This window comes from Leptospira mtsangambouensis, from assembly GCF_004770475.1.
Taxonomy (GTDB): domain Bacteria; phylum Spirochaetota; class Leptospiria; order Leptospirales; family Leptospiraceae; genus Leptospira_A; species Leptospira_A mtsangambouensis.
Window position 1 is genome coordinate 1,080,108 of sequence record NZ_RQHK01000002.1, and the last position, 16,900, is coordinate 1,097,007.

Genomic DNA, 16,900 nt, shown 5'->3' on the forward strand with positions numbered 1-16,900 from the left:
ATCCCTCTTTTTTTACTTTCCAAACGAAGCCTTGCCGAAAGTATTTTTGGCAAAGGGACGGATGGAAGAAAAAACCACATTCAAAGGCATTTCCGCCTATCCAGGCACCGTATATGGCAAGGTTTTCCGTTGGAAACAATCCAAACGGAAACGGGAAGACCGAACCGATCTTTCTCCCGATGAAATCAAAGAAGAAGTGGAACTCCTTAAAAAAGGACTACTCAAAACTGAGGAAGATCTAGCTGATCTCGTCCAAAAATCCAAGTCGAACCGTGAACTTTCGGAAATTTTAGAATCCCAAATTGTATTCCTAAACGACCCACTCTTTCGGGCTCGTGTATTCGAAAGAATTGCACAAAACAACGAATCGGCGGGACTTGCCCTTGAAACAGCCGTTAGCTCCTTGTATGATGAATTCCAATCCATACCAGATGAATTTTTCAGAGAACGTGCGGATCATATTTTAGATATTGGAAAAAGGATCGAATCCAATCTTTACCCGGATAAAGTAGCCGACCAAACAAAAATTCCAGATGATGTCATCCTCATTGCAAAAGAAATCACTCCTTCGGAGATGATCCAACTGGGGAAATGCAAACTTAGGGGGATAGCGACCGATTTCGGAGGAAAAACAGGTCACACGGCAATCATCGCAAGAAATTATGGAATCCCCACAATTGTCGGTTTAAAAAACATCACCTCACACGTAGAAGATGATGATTATATTTTACTCGATGCCACTAAAGGAATTCTCAACAGGTCCCCCGGAATCGATGAAATCAAACTTGCTGGAATTAAAAGTGAAATCCACAAAGTGCAACCTGTTCGTGAAGTCAGTGACGGTCCGAAGGAAATCAAAACCAAAGATGGAAAAAAGTTTTCTCTTCGTGCCAATATAGATTCTGAAGACGAAGTGGATTTGGCTTTTGAACAAGGAGCCGATGGGATTGGTCTTGTTCGAACAGAAATTTTATTCATTCGTTATGTAGAATTCAAACCTACAGAAGAAGAACAATTTGCAGTTTATAAACGAATTTTACTAAAAATGGTAGGACGTCCCGTCACTTTCCGCGTATGGGACATTGGTGCCGATAAAATGGAGAATGGATACGAAGAAGAAAATCCTTTTCTTGGCAATCGAGGGATTCGTTATCTACTAAGACATCCTCACTTTTTTAAAGAACAACTAAGGGCACTTCTTCGCGCCAGTGAATTCGGAACCATGCGAATCATGCTTCCTATGATCACCACTAGATCCGAAATTTTACAAACCAAAGTTTTGTTTGCGGAATGTCTAGAAGAACTAAAACAAACAGGACTAGCAATCACCAAAAAAATTCCACTTGGGATTATGGTGGAAACACCTGCTTGCGCTTTAAACTTACCTTTTCTTGGAAATCAGGTTGATTTTTATAGTGTGGGAACCAATGACCTTTTACAATATTTACTCGCAGTGGAACGTAACAATCATTTGGTGGGAGATTTGTATAATCCTTGGCAAGTGGTCTTTTTGTTGTTGTTAAAAAACATTGCAGATGTGGCCAATTCCCAAAAGAAACCCATTAGCATTTGCGGTGAAATCGGCAGTGATCCCATGTTTACCGCTGTCCTCATTGGTCTTGGGTTTCGAGATTTGAGTTCAGCTCTACCTCTGATGCGGGAAGTGGGAGAAAAAGTGCAAGAGATTTCTACATGGAAAGCAAAACTTCTGGCTGAACAGGTGATTGCACTTGCAGGGGAAGAAAAGTTCGAAGAAATAGAAGCCTTGGTTTTAGAAACCAAGGGTTAAACCTTTGTTTTATCCGATTCTAAAACTTAGATTCGATTGAGGTCTAAAGACAAAGTATCCTTTTTCTCCCCACCTGCTAACAGATGCAAGATTGACTTTTTTTTCCAAACGTAAATACTGTATAACAAAATGGCACCTAACCAAGAACATAGAACAAAAAATCCATAAAAAACTGTCATACTTCCCCATTGGTTTTGGTATCCTGATAAAATTCCTGCAGCATAATGCCCAAAAGCATTGGATAAAAACCAAATCCCCATAAGAACCGATGCATATTTCACCGGAGCCATTTGGCTGACAAAGGACAAACCCACAGGAGAAAGACAAAGTTCGCTCAACGTATTCCAAAAATACACAAAAACTAAAAAAAGAATCGAAACAGAGATTCCTGTTTCTGCCACTTCCCCTGCCACCACCATCACAAGAAAACCAATCCCCAGTAGAACCAAACTCAGCACAAATTTCAAAACTGGATTGGGGTTCCTGTTCTTTTTGGCTAAGGTAGTCCAAAGGATAGAAACAAGAGGTCCAAAAAGAAGGATAAACAAAGGGTTGATGGATTGTAATACGGAAGCAGGAATTTCAAAACCAAAAAGAAACCGATCCGTATTTCGTAAGGCAAATAAATTAAGAGAAGAACCCATTTGTTCGAAGGCCATCCAAAAGAAAATGCTAAAAAACGAAAGTAGGACAATGAGTAAAATTTTAGGTTTGGTCTCGTGATCCGACAAACTTACGCTAGATGGTAATATCAAATCGTTTCCCTTGTTCCAAATGGAACTTGGCAGGCGTTTACTTCCGAAATAAAAAACGATCATTCCAATACCCATACCAACACCGGCAGATAAAAATCCCAAATGCCAATCCACTTGTTCTCCTAAACTCCCACAAATGATAGGACCGATGAGGCCACCTAAATTAATTCCCATATAAAAAATCGTAAATCCACTGTCTCGTAATCCTGGTTTTTCATTGTACAATCTTCCAAAGATGGTAGACATATTGGGCTTAAAAAAACCGTTTCCTAAAGCAAGTAAAACAAGGCCTAAATAAAAAAATGAAAGGTCTGAGAAGGCAAGAGAAATATGTCCACATAACATTAAAAAGCTGCCTAGATAAATAGAAAACTGATAACTAAAAAAACGATCTGTTAGGTATCCCCCAAGAACTGGTGTTAGATAAACAAAACTGGTATAAAAAGCATAAACTGCTCCTGCATCTGCATCAGAAAAACCCAAAGATTTTACTAAATACAAAACAAGGAGTGCCCTCATTCCATAATAACTCAATCTTTCCCACATTTCAGTGAGAAACAGTGGAGTGATCCCCTTCGGGTGTATATGCGATTCTATTTGGTCCTGCTTTTCCAAATGGTTTCCTCTTGTCCTATTGCATGATTCACAAAACGTGCTGCCGCAAATAAATAATCAGAAAGTCGATTGAGGTATATTCTTAAATCGGAATGGATTTCTCCTCCCGATTCAATAAAAACAAGTAGGTCTCTTTCTAAACGACGACAAATCGTACGAGCGATATGGAGAGCACTTGCCATAGATGATCCACCCGGAAGAATAAAAAATTTAATCTCAGGAAGAACTTCCATCAAACGATCAATTTCTTTTTCCAAACTTTCGACATCAGTCAAATGAACCACTGTTCCCTCTTTCGAATCTCTAGGCACATACCCTGCAAGTTCCGATCCAATTTCAAAAAGAAAACTTTGAATGCTCTTTAAATACTCAAGAAAGTTCGATTCCAAGCTGAGGTCTTTGGCAAAAGAAAGGGCCAGGCCAAGGGTGCTATTCAATTCATCACAACTTCCATAAAGATCCACTCTTGGATCTGTTTTGGAGACCTTGATTCCAGAGGCAAGGTAGGTCTGACCACCATCGCCAAATTTGGTGTAGATTTTCAATTTCTGACTCCTCTCATGGTTAAATTTTCTTTACAGGCCTTAGTTTTTTAGTATAGAATCATCTGGAAAGGCAAAATTCACGGAAGAACCAAGGGCAGGCAACCCCTTCTCTTCCCGATGGAAACGGAATCCGGGGCAGTGTTTTTTTCTTTTCTCCGCATGTAGGGAAACAAGCGGGTCATGGACACACAGGAGGGTGTGACAATGATTATCAATCACAACATCAGCGCGCTAGTTGCGAAACGAGCGCTCACAAACACTAGTCGTGACATGGACAAGTCCATGGAGCACCTAGCAACAGGTATGCGGATCAACAGAGCAGGAGATGACTCTCTGGGATTTGCAGTGTCAGAAAAACTAAGATCGCAGATTCGGGGCCTTGGCCAAGCAGAACGAAATACCCAGGATGGTATGTCGTTCATCCAGGTGACCGAAGGATCTTTAGACCAAGTAAACTCAATCTTACAGAGGTTACGCGAACTTTCAGTGCAATCCTCAAATGGGATTTACTCTAACGAAGACAGAAAACTGGTTCAGTTAGAAGTATCCCAACTTGTGGAAGAAGTGGAAAGAATCGGGACTTCTGCTGAGTTTAACAAAATCAAACCATTGGATGGACGGTTTTCTCGTGCTTCCAAAAATCCAATGACTTTGCAAGTGGGTGCGAACGGTTCAGAGAAAATAGAACTCTATATCAATACGATGACAAGTTCTTCACTCAAACTAAAAACAGCTGGGAGCAAGTTGACTCTATCAACTCCTAATAAGGCATCCGATTCACTCCAAGTTTTGGATGATGCAATCACCAAGGTCAACCGCTTGCGGTCTGATCTCGGAGCCTATTACAACCGATTGGATTTAACATTGAAATCACTGAGTAACAACTATGTGAACATTGTTTCTTCTGAATCGCAAGTAAGGGATGCTGACATGGCAACGGAAATGGTAGAATATTCCAAAAACCAAATCCTTACCAAATCAGGTGTGGCGATGCTTGCACAAGCAAACCTCCGACCGGAATCCGTAGTAAAACTCCTCACGGACAGATACTAATCCGATCGAAAAAGAAACGGAAATCCTCCTTGCAAACAAGGAGGATTTCTTCAAACTTTGTCCTTATACTTCACTAACCGTGTAAGCGAGGACAATCACTTTGAAACAAATCATCTCAGGAATTCTATCCCTATCATTACTTTCCACAATCTCTTGTGGATTATCTGACAATACAAAAAGACTTATCCTAAGCACTTCCATTGGCTGTGGCGTTGGTCTGGCGCTTGGTGCAGTGTACGATGAAGCACAACGTAAAAAAGATTCTAAAGACAAAAAGAACGACATCCAAAGACAAATCAAATCTTCATTGGCTATGGAAAAGAAAAAGCCACAAAACAAAGGTAAGATTGTAGGTCTAGGAGCAGGATGTTTGGCTGGACTTGGAACTGGTTTTTATCTCAATACAATGTACGACAACATGGCAGAAGAGATGAAAAAACAAGGAATCACTCTAACAAAAAGTGAAAGAGGCGGAGAAACAGTTGCTCTCACTGCAACTATGGATGGAGGAATTGCTTTCGAAGATGGAAAGGCTGACCTCAAAGGAAAAGGTAAAGAAAATATTGATAAGTTGGCTGAAGCACTTGCAGCCTATCCAGAAACCAAAGTTAATATCTCTGGTCATGCCAATAAAACTGGTTCAGAAGATCTCAACCTAAGCCTTTCCAAAGACCGAGCAGTGACTGCAAAAAATGCTCTCACTAGCAATGGTGTGGAAAACAAACGAATTGGAACCATTGAAGGACTTGGGTCTTCTTCACCTCTCAAAGGAGTAGATCCAAAAGACGGATCCAACCGCCGTGTAGAAGTGGAAATTGTTCCCGCAAGTTAATCAATTTAAGACATAAAAAAAGGGACAAAATGTCCCTTTCGTCTGTGTAAAAAAGCCTACAGTCTTTGTAGGCTTTTTTTATCTGTTCTAAACCAGTTTACATTCCGAGTCCCGGAAATCCGCCCATGGCCTGCATTTGTTTGGCGGCACCGGCTTGTGCGTCTTGCAAAGCCTTTGTATAAGCTTCCTGGATGGACTTTTCTAGAAGATTTTTATCTTTTTTATCAAGGAGTTCATCTTCAATCTGAATGGATTTCATTTGGAACTTTCCATCCAAAGTCACAGAGAGAAGTTTGTTTTTTGAAATTCCTACAAAATTGAGACCGGCAAGTTCCTTTTCCATGGTTTTTACCTGCGATCGCATTTTTTTCATCTGTTTGAGCATATCAAACTTGTTTCCGCCCGCTCCACCGAACATAATCACCTCTTTTCCTTTCAGGATTATTTTTCTTAAAAAGAAGGCAAATATAAAACTTCTCCTTGTCGATAATGAAATTATGATCCATCCAAATTCTCCGTACAAACGAATCTGGGATCTTTTTGTATTTATTTGTATTACTTACTTTGCCATTGAAGTGCCAATTCGTTTGGTCTTTCACTATAAACTATCTGCCGGTGTGAACTTCTTTGAAAGGGCAATCCAAATTGTATTTGGAATTGATGTAATCTTAAATTTTAACACAGCAATTTTAAAAGACAGACTCCTCATTCATAATAGAAGAATTGTCACAAAAACTTATTTACGCTCTTGGTTTCTCATCGATTTTTTATCTGCTTTTCCTTTTGATCTTTTTGGGGGATTTTTTTTCCAATACTTCGGAGTGACCGATAGTTTAAAAATTTTACGCCTGCTCCGTTCGGTTCGTGTGTTTGAACTTTTTAAATCACTTAGACTTTTGGCCTTGGGTGCGGATTCCGATGACCGCTTCAAACTGGTCGAAGTGATCAATCCTATGACCTTTCGATTGATCTTTTTTGTTTATTGGACAAGTCTATTTGCGCATTGGGTGGCTTGTGGTTGGATCCACCTTGGACCAGAGTTTTTGCCGGATAAGGATATAACCACTAGATACATTCGTGCCTTATATTGGTCTGTGACAACCCTCACAACAATCGGGTATGGGGACATCACACCGGTCACAAACAGCCAAACCATCTATACAATGGGAGTGATGATTTTAGGTGTCGGTATTTATGGATATGTCATTGGTAATATTGCCACCCTACTTTCTAATTTAGATATTTCTCGTGTCACCTTCCAAGAGAAATTAAATACAATCGATAGTTTTATTAAATATAAAAAATTACCACCTAACCTTGCCAATCGAATCCGTTCCTACTATGTCAATCTTTGGGAAAACAAACACGGAATTGATGAAACCGAAATTTGGGACCAACTTCCATCCGGTATCAAAATTGATGTGTCCATGTTTTTGCATAATCATTTGATTTCAGTGGTTCCATTTTTCAAAAATGCACCAGAAGAATTAAAAAGAGAAGTGGTTTTAGAATTAAAACCTGCTTTTTATATGAAAGGTGATGTCATCTTCAGAGAAGGTGATGTCCCGCACAATATGTACTTTTTATCGAAAGGCCATGTGGAAGTGATCAAAGAAAAAACGGGAGAAATATTCGCAACACTCAATTCCGGTTCTTTTTTTGGCGAGATGAGTTTGATTGATGACTCTTTAAGAACCGCAACTATTAAAGCAGGATCTTATTGCGATGTTTATACACTTGGAAAAGACCGGTTTGCTGAAATATTAAAACACCACCCCGGATTTGCAAAACACATCCAAGGGATCGCAGAAGAAAGAAAAAAAAACCAAGCATCTAAATCAAACCCAAATGAAACTCATTAAATTTAATTGAGTATATGAAACCGACCAAATCTAAGGTTTCATAAAAAGAATCGAATTTTCTGGATCAACAAGGGCAATGGATTCGTCAGCTAACACATCAAAGGCATGCCAAGCATTGCTGTCTTTTTTTAAACTCTCTTGTTTTTCTGTTTTCGTTTTGATGGTTTCTGATTTAGGAATTTCAGAAAGTGTAGGAATCTCTTCAATCTGTTTTAGTTTGTCCAGTAAATCTCTGTGTTTTTTAGAAGGTCCAAACCAGGATGGAACAAAGGCTATTTTTTTCTTTTGGCTAAAGATAGTTTCTGTTTGCGAAATTTCATCAAGAAGCAAATTCACTGCTCGGATGGTCCACTTACTCGGAGTCACCGGAATCAAAATCAGTTCTGAATTATAAATTGCAGTGGTGAGTTCATGTTTGGCAGAACCCGGTGTATCGATGACCACAAATTTATATTTGTTTCGTACTTCTTCTAATGCACGTTTGAATTGTAGGCAAAGGCTAGTTGAATCAGGATTGTATTTGGTGAGTTTTGCTAAACTAAGTGTAGAAGGCAATACATCGAAGGTTTTGGTTTCTCGAATGCAGTCAGTGATCCTCTTCATCCCAAGGAGGACACTCATGACATTCGATTCGTCTAGTTGGGCTAGATCCAAATCAGGCAAACAAAAATCTGTCAAATCTCCCTGCATGTCCATGTCGATGACCAGAGTTTTCCCCCTTCTGGCAAGGGCACAGGCCAAGTGAGCAGCTGTAGTAGACTTTCCACTCCCCCCTTTGATATTGGAAATCGAAATGACCTTCATGGGGCAAAGAATCTTTCGAATTCTTCCATTGACCATCGATTTTTTTTGGAATTTTCCTTGGAAAGGACTTCGCTTGCCTTAATTTGGGTTCAGTTATGGCATTTACAATTCGGTTCCGCGTTTGGGACAAACAAGAAAAAGAATTCACCCAGAAAGGCTTTAGTTTAACCCTCGATGGAAAACTTCTGAAGTTTGGACAACCAATTTCGAATGAAGACAATTATGTTGTAAATAGTTTCACTGGTCTCAAAGACAAATATGATAAAGATCTTTTTGAAGAAGACATCATTGAACATACGGTTGCCAAAGGTGGAAACCTAACACAACATACAGGGGTAATTCGTTATAACAACGAACATGGGGCCTTCTATTTGGAAAATGGGCCTCCTATTCTACAACTTTTCTCCATCCGTAAGGTGGGAAATCCATATGAAAATCCCGTTCTATATGATTTGTATTTAAAAAGTAAATCTTGAGAATTTACCTTTTCCTTCTTACATTTCTAATTTCATTTTCAAGTCCTCTTCGAGCAGGTCTCTTAGAGGAATATTGGAAGGCAGTCCAAAACACAAAAGAAAAGTTTGAAATTTCAGACCATAGTCCTAAACGTTTTAGTTTTCGATTTGGTGCTGATCTTCCAATTGTATTACATAAAGAATCCTTAAATCATGAAATTTTTTGGTTTTGTCAAAAGTATTTAGACAAATACCATACAAACTACCCCTATCCAAGATTCAAACAGGACATCAGGTCTCACCTAACAGATCATTATGGAGATCCTGCACAGAATTTTTTAAGTGGAAAACTTTCATTTTCCTGTTTTTCCGGATGGAAAGAAGGAAGTTCACTATTAAAACTTTCTTTCTTTTTGAATGAAGAAGAATTTTTTCCTTTTCGTTGGGATTATTATGATTCCAAAGGCCAAATGTTTCTCACAGAAGAAGACGAAACAAAGAATGGGAAAAAAGATAGTTTTACCTATTACGCACAAGGAGGTTGTCCAAAAGAAATCACTAAAGATAAAAACGATTTTGGCGGAATGGACGAATGGTGGTACTTTAAAAATTGCCAACTGGTGCGAGTTGAATACGATTCTAACGAAAATGGATTTAGGGAACGAATTTGTTACTATGAAGGCAACAAAGAATCCTATTGTGAAGGTGTAGGAGAAAAAGAAGAGAGAGAAGGAATCCAACTCGAAGCAAATCAAAAATTCCAAGAAGCATTAAAAGCATACAGAAAGTCCTTAAAAGAATACAAAAAGGAAGTATCCAACGGAACATCTCGCACCTGCGCTTTATTAAAAAAAATTGCAAACATTGAATACACGGAAAGAGACTTTCCTTCCTTTACAAAAACACTTGATGAGTTTTTTTCTTATCGTGCTTGCGAATCCGATTCTCTCGATGTTTTAATTTATAAATCCTATTATTATCTTTATGTCCTAGGTGATTACAAAACAGCAAAAGACAGTTATCAAAAAACTTCTGAAATATATAAAAAAACTCATGGAGAAATTAGTCCTGAAATTTCACTCAACTTAGCCTATGCACAATTTATGGATAAAGATCCAAATTCCTGTTTAGTTAGTTTAGAAAAACTGAATAGCCGTCGGTTGACCGCTTATCCTCGTTTTTTTCTCTTTTACTACCGGGGATCTTGTGAACTAAGTCTTGGCCGCTGGGAAGATGCCTATACAAACTTAAAACGGGCACAAATATTGGGTGGAGAAAAAGAGTTTTTGCCTGTTGTGTATTATAAATTGGGACGGGCTTCATTTGCAACAAACCGAGAACAAGAAGGAAATCTTTGGACCCACCAAGCCTTACTCTATGATTTTGAATTAATCGAAAAAATGAATATTGATCCTCTCTTTGATCGTTTTTTTGAATCTCCCAATGGGATTTCACATAAAAGAAAATATTACTTGAATAAACAAAAAAAACAATGATATTCAGCTCCAACGGAGACTGATACGATCAATGAAAAATTTTACGACGCTGAATGATGTTTTTTATTATGCCAATAGAGCCTATGGCTCCAAAGAAATGTTCTTTGGAAAGGATGCGGGAAAAAACTTTATCGGTCGTACGTTCACAGATATCTTTCATAATGCAGAAAATCTTGCCCTCTCCCTTTTACAGATGGGCATCCAACCGGGTGATCGTATTGGACTGATGGCAGACAACCGAACGGAATGGGCGATTGCCGACATCGCAACTCTGTTAAACGGTGCCATCAACGTTCCAAGAGGTTCTGATTCCACCCCACAAGAAATTGAATACATCCTTAGCCATTCGGAAAGTAAGTATTGTTATGTGGAACATGAGAAATTGTATGATTCTTTAAAACCAATTCTTTCCAATACAAAAGTAGAAAAAGTCATCATTTTAGATCCTGGATTTGATTCCAAGGATACACTTGCAGTTTCTATACAAACACTAATTCGTGATGGCGAAGCCCTACGGAAAAATTTGCCTTCTTTGGAACTTCGCTCAAAACAAGTCAAACCAGATGATCTTTTTACCATCATCTATACTTCTGGCACAACAGGAATGCCCAAAGGGGTCATGCTCACCCACCAGAATATGGTGTACAATGTGGTTAAAGTTCCGCCAAGAGTGGGACTCAAAAGTACAGATAGAACACTTTCCATTCTTCCCGTTTGGCATATCTTTGAAAGGGCCATCGACTATGCAATCATTGCAGAAGGGGCATCCATTGCTTATACGAATATCCGTGATTTACGTGATGATTTCCAAAAGATCAAACCAAGTTTTATGGCATCTGCTCCAAGGTTATGGGAAAATTTATATCAGGGCATCAAACAAAAGTTAGAAAAAGCACCAGAAAACAAACGTAAACTTTTTGATTTTGCTTATGATATATGTAAAAAGTTCAAAGATGGACAAGACTACCTTGCCGGGAACAAACTTTTAACAAAGGAAGAATCTCCATTTGAAAGAGCAAAAAATACAGCAGTTTCTCTTGGTTATGTTTTAAATCTATTTTTACTTTCAAAAGTACTAGATGGTCTGGTGTTCTCTAAAATCAGAGATGTTTTAGGTGGCCACCTAACAGGAACAATTTCTGGTGGAGGAGCACTACCCTCTCATGTGGATGAATTTTTTAATGTCATCGGAATTCCTGTATACGAAGGTTACGGAATGACAGAATGTGCTCCCATCATTTCAGTTCGGTCTGTTGGAAATGTTGTCCAAGGTTCTGTTGGAAAATGGCCAGATGGAACCGCAGTCAAAGTGGTGAATGACCAAGGAGAGACAGTTCCCAAAGGAAAAATGGGAATCATACATATCAAAGGCCCACAAGTAATGAAAGGATATTATAAAAACGAGGAAGCCACATCCAAGGCCATCCATGACGGGTGGATGAATACAGGAGATTTGGGTTTTATTTCCTTTAATGATACCTTGTCTGTCAGAGGCCGCGTAAAAGACACAATCGTTCTGTTAGGTGGCGAAAATGTGGAGCCAGTTCCCATCGAAAATTTATTATTAGAAAATGCTCTTATCAACCAAGTGATTGTGGTTGGTCAGGACCAAAAATCGCTCACGGCATTGATTTGGCCCGACAAAGATCGAATGAAAGAAGCAGGCCTCAACCCGAAAGAAGGTGAAAACTTAAACCAAAATAAAGAGATTCGACTTTATTACCAAAACATCGTCAAAAAACAGATCTCCTCAGAAAATGGATTCAAATCTTTTGAAAAACTGACAGACTTTCGCTTTTTGCCCAAGGCCATGGAAGTGGGCGATGAATTGACGAACCTATTCAAAATGAAGAGGAACGTCATCCATGATAAATACAAAGACCTGATCAAATCTATGTACGTTTAAAGAGATGTAAGTATAGTTCCAACAATCTCCCCCAATTCCTTTGAAAGATTGGGGAGAGAAGCTAGGACTTCTAATTCCCTTTTGGCAATTTTTGGAAGTTCCCCTTTTTGTTTAGAAACAGGGGAATACAATTTGGTTAGAGCTGCTGCCATCTGAGGATTGATTTCATTTAAAGTTTTAATTCGATCTGCTAAAAATGAATACCCACTCCCATCTTCTTTATGAAAAGTCAAAGGATTTCTTGCTAAACTAAAATACAAAGAACGAACCTTATTCGGATTGCGAATGTTAAACTGTGGATGGTTTTCTAACAGTTTTGTTATTTCCAAACGATTTTCGCCCGTTCCAACCTGTGCGGCAAACCAAACATCCAAAACCAAATTATCATGTTTCCATTTTTCAAAAAATAAATTTACGGATTTTTCCTTTTCTTTCGAATCTACTTCTAAAAGAAAACGCATCGCAGAAACTTCTTCGCTCATATGTTTTGCTTCTCTTTGTTCTGCAACTGCCAGACGTTCAAACTTCTTAGATGGATCGTAAAGAAGATAATACAAACAGATATTCTTTAATCTTCTTTTTCCGATCTCTTCCTTTGTTTGTACAGGAATGGTTTTTCGGTTTTCTTCAAAAATAGTTTGGAACCAATTGGTGAAGGTGGTTGCGATGCTTTGAATGGCAAAAATTCTTAATTTTTGGATTTTTTGAAATTCGTAACAACCAATGTTTTCACTAATCTGTGTTAGGCCAGGAAAGGACAGGTAAAAACTATGATATGTTTTGTCCCAATTCCTTCCAAAAGAATCAGCAATGGTTTCCAAGATGATAGAAAAGTTTTCCTCCAAACCAGATTCTAAAGACTTACGAAACCAATCAAAAATCAAACTTTGAAACGCAAAAAAACGTGACACCCCATCTGTTTCCACCTTTGCCAAAATTTGTTTTTCTTCCTCAGATTGGTTGTAATCCAAACGAATGGGACTAGATAAAGACCGAAATAAAGAAATAACAGGCTTTGTTCCATTTGAGTCCAAGGCAGAAAATCGAATTTGATCACGAGCTCCACTCATCAACCGCTTTTCCTCTTTTAGGATGGTTCCTTTTCGATCAAAAACTGCAAGAGAATTAGAAAAAACTAACGGATATTCGCCGGCACCTGTATCGGTGATGTCTAAAATCCATTCGTTTGAATCCTTTGCATAATGTTCTTTGACAGAAAGTAAAGGAGTTCCACTACGATGGTACCAATTTCGCAGATAAGGAATTGGACCACCTGCCACTTCTTCCATAGAGGAAACAAACTCTTCAAAGGTGACACCTTGTCCGTCATATTTTGACAGATAAAGTTGTAAGCCTTTTTTGAATTTTTCTCTTCCTATTAGTTCCGAAACCAACCGAATGACTTCCGCTCCTTTTTCATAGACAGTAACCGTATAAAAATTATTCATTTCTTTATAAGATTTAGGAAGGATAGGATGTGACATAGGCCCTTGGTCTTCCGGAAACTGAAATTCCTTTAAAAACAAAACATCTTTGATTCGTTTGACTGCAGGGTCTGTCATATCTTCCGTAAACCACTGGTCTCGGAAAACTGTTAGTCCTTCCTTTAAAGTTAAATTAAACCAATTCCTTAGAGTGACACGGTTTCCAGTCCAGTTATGAAAGTATTCATGGGCAATCACTGCAAGAATGGCTTCAAAACTTTCATCTGTTGCCGACTTTTTGTCAGCAAGCACAAGTTTGGCGTTAAATAAATTGAGGCCTTTGTTTTCCATGGCGCCCATATTAAAATCTTCCACAGCGACAATCATAAACAAATCCAAATCATATTCGAGTCCAAAGGTGTCCTCATCCCATCGCATTGCTTTTTTTAATGAATCAAAAGCAAAACTAACCTTCTCTTCATTTCCTTTTTCGACAAAGATCTTTAGGGTGATTTTTCTTCCAGACCTCGTGGTAAAAAAATCTTCGGTTTCCACTAGTTCTCCGGCAACGAGGGCAAATAAATAAGATGGTTTTGGAAAAGGATCTTCCCAGAGGACTTCTCGTTTTCCTCCAATGACCCTTTCGTCTAACAAATTCCCATTCGATAACATCACTGGAAAAAGTGAAACTTCTCCAGAAATGGTAACACGAAAGCGCATCATATTGTCTGGTCGATCAATGGAATATACGATTTTTCGAAAACCTTCTGGTTCATTTTGTGTGCACAACATAGAACCCGATTTGTATAGTCCTTCCAAGGATGTGTTCCCTGCAGGAAAGATTCGGTTTTCTATTGTTAGTCGAAAGGAAGGTTTCGGAGGATGAGGGATTAAAATTCCAGAAGATGAAACCTGGTAATCACCCGGGTCAACAATGGCTCCATCAATCCGGAGTGATAAAAATTCTAAAGATTCACCGTTTAAAAATAGCGGCTGAATTGTATCAGTAGCAAGGACCACTTGGTAATCGGCTCTGACAACTGTCAGGTGCAGATCCAGGTCAAATCGAAGATCCACTTCAGGAGTGAACCAAGGGTTTGGTTTGTAATCTTCTAATTTATGGACGAGAGAGGAGGATGGAGTCATCCTCCTTCTTTATGGGATGGGCAATCCCGGAAAAGTGAATTTTAGTTCTGTTTTTCTTTTCTTTTATCCTCGGCAAAAGTCACTTTCAGGTTCCTTCCATCGACAGGCTGACCGTTCATTTGGGTGACGGCTTCTTCTGCTTCTTCTGGATTGGCATAAGTAATAAAAGCAAACCCTCTAAAATTTCCAGTTTCTCTGTCATGAATCATTTTCAGATCTTGAATCACTCCGTAAACGGAGAATATCTGGCGTATATTTTCTTCCTTAAGGGTAAATTTTAAATTTCCCACATATATTTTCTTAGAAATCATTCCTGTCCTCGTAAAACCAATTGCACGCACCCAAGCGACTTGGGAACCGGGATGATTAGATACAATCGAAAGAAAATGTCAACATCAAATATTTCTTGCATATTCTGAAAGATCGCAATTATTTAAGACTCTTCTCCAGGTACCCTTTGAACGAAAAACCCTATATCTTATGCATCGATGATGAATTCTTCATCCTTTGGAATCTAAAGGAACAATTAAAAAAAGTCTTTGGATCTAATTTCACCATTGAAACTGCGGAAAGTGCAGAAACAGCAAAGGAAATTATGAAAGAAATTGAGGGAAGTTCCGCAGACCTAGCCGTTGTCATTTGCGACCACGTGATGCCTGGCCAAAAAGGAGACGAATTTCTCATTGAGATGCAGGAAACTCATCCCCGAACCAAAAAAATTATGCTCACAGGCCAAGCCCCTGCCCAAGCCATAGGAAATGCACTCAACCACGGCTGTCTCTATCGATACCTTTCCAAACCTTGGGATGCCCATGACTTAGAACTCACCATCAAACAGGCAATTGATGCTTATTTCCAAGAAAAAACCTTAGAAGAAAAAAACAAAGAACTTGCTGATACCCTCTACTTTCATCGAGATTCGAAATACCCTAATTTTGAATCTTTAGTCCAACAATTAAAATCAGAAAGGCCACAATCAAACGAACATTCGATGATACTGATGAAAATTGTCAGTTTTCCGACCATCATCAAAACCTTTGGGATTGAAGTTTATAGAAAATTATTTAGAAAATTATTACAATTGCTTTCGGTTCACTTACAAAATGAAGAAAAGGTGTTTCATATCTATTCAGATGAAATTGCAGTCCTTTCTAATTTATCCGAACAATCATTGGTAGAAAAAATCAGAAGTTTTCGTCTTTTATTAAAATCAGACGATTTGATTTTAGATGGCGTTGGGTTCCACTTAGATTGTCGTTTTTCTTCTGCTTCTGGACAAGAAGATTGTTATTACAAAGCAAAATTAGCATTGTTTCGTGCAGAAACAGAAATATCTTCTGATTTTGTTTCTTATACAGAAGATCTTTCCACAGACCATCATTTACAAAACTTCCAACGCAGTCAAAAAATCCAATCGGCGATCACAAACAAACAAATTATCCCCTACTTCCAAGGGATTGTTGATAACCAAACAAAACAAATACGAAAATTTGAGTGTTTGGCTCGGATCAAAGACAGGGATGCCATTCTCACTCCCGATGTATTTATGAAGTTAGCAAAAGTGACAGGAAGCATTCGTATGATTGGTTTACAAATGATTGATGAATCAATGAATTACTTTTCTGACAAACCCTTTGATTTTTCCATCAACCTCACTGAATCTGAATTAGAATATAAAAGTTTTAGCAAATGGGTAGAAGCAAGACTATCCCATTACCAAATTGATCCCAATCGAGTGACTTTTGAAATTTTGGAAGATGTCAGTTTTTCAGAAAATAGAAATAGCCTCTTTACCATCCGCGATTTAAAAACCATTGGTTGCCAGATTGCCATCGACGATTTCGGAGTCCAATATTCAAACTTGGCGCGTTTATTAGAATTTGATCCTGATTATTTAAAAATTGATGGCCAGTTCATCCGGAATTTACCAGAAAATAAAACTGCTTATTTGCTTGTACAAGGGATCGTGGAACTGGCGAGAGGAATTGGAGCAAAAGTAGTGGCCGAGTTTGTGGATCGACCCGCCATCCAAGATATGATTGAAACCTTAGGAATTGAATATTCCCAAGGGTATTTATTTATGAAACCTTCACCTACCATCCCAACAGAAGCCAACTTACAACTGTAAGACAACCGATTGATTATTTGCAAGGTTACAATTGGATCCTAAAAGAAATTGTTTTTCGGTCAGGAGAAAGTGTGGATTTTAGTAGGTTTT

At 38.5% G+C, this 16,900-nt stretch carries 14 protein-coding genes; 8 read left to right on the top strand and 6 right to left on the bottom strand.

The features are described from left to right. The first annotated feature begins 61 nt into the window (after positions 1-61). On the top strand, positions 62-1,789 hold the full coding sequence (gene ptsP, locus EHR01_RS04900; RefSeq protein WP_135693584.1) for a phosphoenolpyruvate--protein phosphotransferase: 1,728 nt from the start codon (positions 62-64) through the stop codon (positions 1,787-1,789). Between the two features lie 26 nt (positions 1,790-1,815). Here ptsP and EHR01_RS04905 read toward each other — a convergent pair whose 3' ends face one another. Both EHR01_RS04905 and EHR01_RS04910 read right to left on the bottom strand, forming a co-directional pair. Then, entirely contained in the window at positions 1,816-3,159 is a 1,344-nt protein-coding gene (locus EHR01_RS04905; RefSeq protein ID WP_135693585.1) for a peptide MFS transporter, read from the bottom strand. After that, positions 3,138-3,704 carry a cob(I)yrinic acid a,c-diamide adenosyltransferase gene (locus EHR01_RS04910; protein WP_135693586.1) on the bottom strand — a complete coding sequence of 189 codons (567 nt, stop codon included), beginning with the start codon at positions 3,702-3,704 and terminating at the stop codon, positions 3,138-3,140. The genes EHR01_RS04905 and EHR01_RS04910 overlap by 22 nt, the downstream gene beginning before the upstream one ends. Before the next feature lie 204 nt (positions 3,705-3,908). On the opposite strand from EHR01_RS04910, the gene EHR01_RS04915 reads away from it, so the two are divergent. Beyond that, entirely contained in the window at positions 3,909-4,757 is an 849-nt protein-coding gene (locus EHR01_RS04915) for a flagellin N-terminal helical domain-containing protein (RefSeq protein WP_135693907.1), read from the top strand. A gap of 100 nt (positions 4,758-4,857) precedes the next feature. Further along, positions 4,858-5,589: an OmpA family protein gene (locus EHR01_RS04920; protein ID WP_135693587.1), complete on the top strand. Its 732-nt coding sequence runs from the start codon at positions 4,858-4,860 to the stop codon at positions 5,587-5,589. Between the two features lie 97 nt (positions 5,590-5,686). On the opposite strand, the gene EHR01_RS04925 is transcribed toward EHR01_RS04920, so the two are convergent. Further along, entirely contained in the window at positions 5,687-6,007 is a 321-nt protein-coding gene (locus EHR01_RS04925) for a YbaB/EbfC family nucleoid-associated protein (RefSeq protein ID WP_100717416.1), read from the bottom strand. Between the two features lie 79 nt (positions 6,008-6,086). On the opposite strand from EHR01_RS04925, the gene EHR01_RS04930 reads away from it, so the two are divergent. Then, a complete protein-coding gene (locus EHR01_RS04930) occupies positions 6,087-7,451 on the top strand; it encodes a cyclic nucleotide-binding domain-containing protein (protein WP_135693588.1) in 1,365 nt (454 codons plus the stop codon). Between the two features lie 30 nt (positions 7,452-7,481). Here the strand turns inward: EHR01_RS04930 and EHR01_RS04935 are convergent, their stop codons facing one another. Next, on the bottom strand, positions 7,482-8,255 hold the full coding sequence (locus EHR01_RS04935) for a ParA family protein (protein WP_135693908.1): 774 nt from the start codon (positions 8,253-8,255) through the stop codon (positions 7,482-7,484). A gap of 95 nt (positions 8,256-8,350) precedes the next feature. Between EHR01_RS04935 and EHR01_RS04940 the strand changes: the two genes are divergently transcribed. Genes EHR01_RS04940 through EHR01_RS04950 form a run of 3 tightly spaced genes read left to right on the top strand, consistent with a single transcriptional unit; the run spans position 8,351 to position 12,112 of the window. Further along, a complete protein-coding gene (locus tag EHR01_RS04940) occupies positions 8,351-8,731 on the top strand; it encodes a YopX family protein (protein WP_135693589.1) in 381 nt (126 codons plus the stop codon). After that, positions 8,728-10,206 carry a tetratricopeptide repeat protein gene (locus tag EHR01_RS04945; RefSeq protein WP_135693590.1) on the top strand — a complete coding sequence of 493 codons (1,479 nt, stop codon included), beginning with the start codon at positions 8,728-8,730 and terminating at the stop codon, positions 10,204-10,206. The genes EHR01_RS04940 and EHR01_RS04945 overlap by 4 nt, the downstream gene beginning before the upstream one ends. A 31-nt stretch (positions 10,207-10,237) precedes the next feature. After that, positions 10,238-12,112: an AMP-dependent synthetase/ligase gene (locus EHR01_RS04950; RefSeq protein ID WP_135693591.1), complete on the top strand. Its 1,875-nt coding sequence runs from the start codon at positions 10,238-10,240 to the stop codon at positions 12,110-12,112. Here EHR01_RS04950 and pepN read toward each other — a convergent pair. After that, entirely contained in the window at positions 12,109-14,682 is a 2,574-nt protein-coding gene (gene pepN / locus EHR01_RS04955) for an aminopeptidase N (RefSeq protein ID WP_135693592.1), read from the bottom strand. The genes EHR01_RS04950 and pepN overlap by 4 nt on opposite strands. Before the next feature lie 41 nt (positions 14,683-14,723). Further along, entirely contained in the window at positions 14,724-14,993 is a 270-nt protein-coding gene (locus EHR01_RS04960; protein ID WP_004788998.1) for an RNA recognition motif domain-containing protein, read from the bottom strand. A 146-nt stretch (positions 14,994-15,139) separates the two neighbouring features. On the opposite strand from EHR01_RS04960, the gene EHR01_RS04965 reads away from it, so the two are divergent. Further along, positions 15,140-16,810 (top strand): EAL domain-containing response regulator, encoded by a 1,671-nt coding sequence (locus EHR01_RS04965; protein ID WP_135693593.1) that lies wholly within the window; start codon positions 15,140-15,142, stop codon positions 16,808-16,810. The last annotated feature ends 90 nt before the right edge of the window (positions 16,811-16,900 follow it).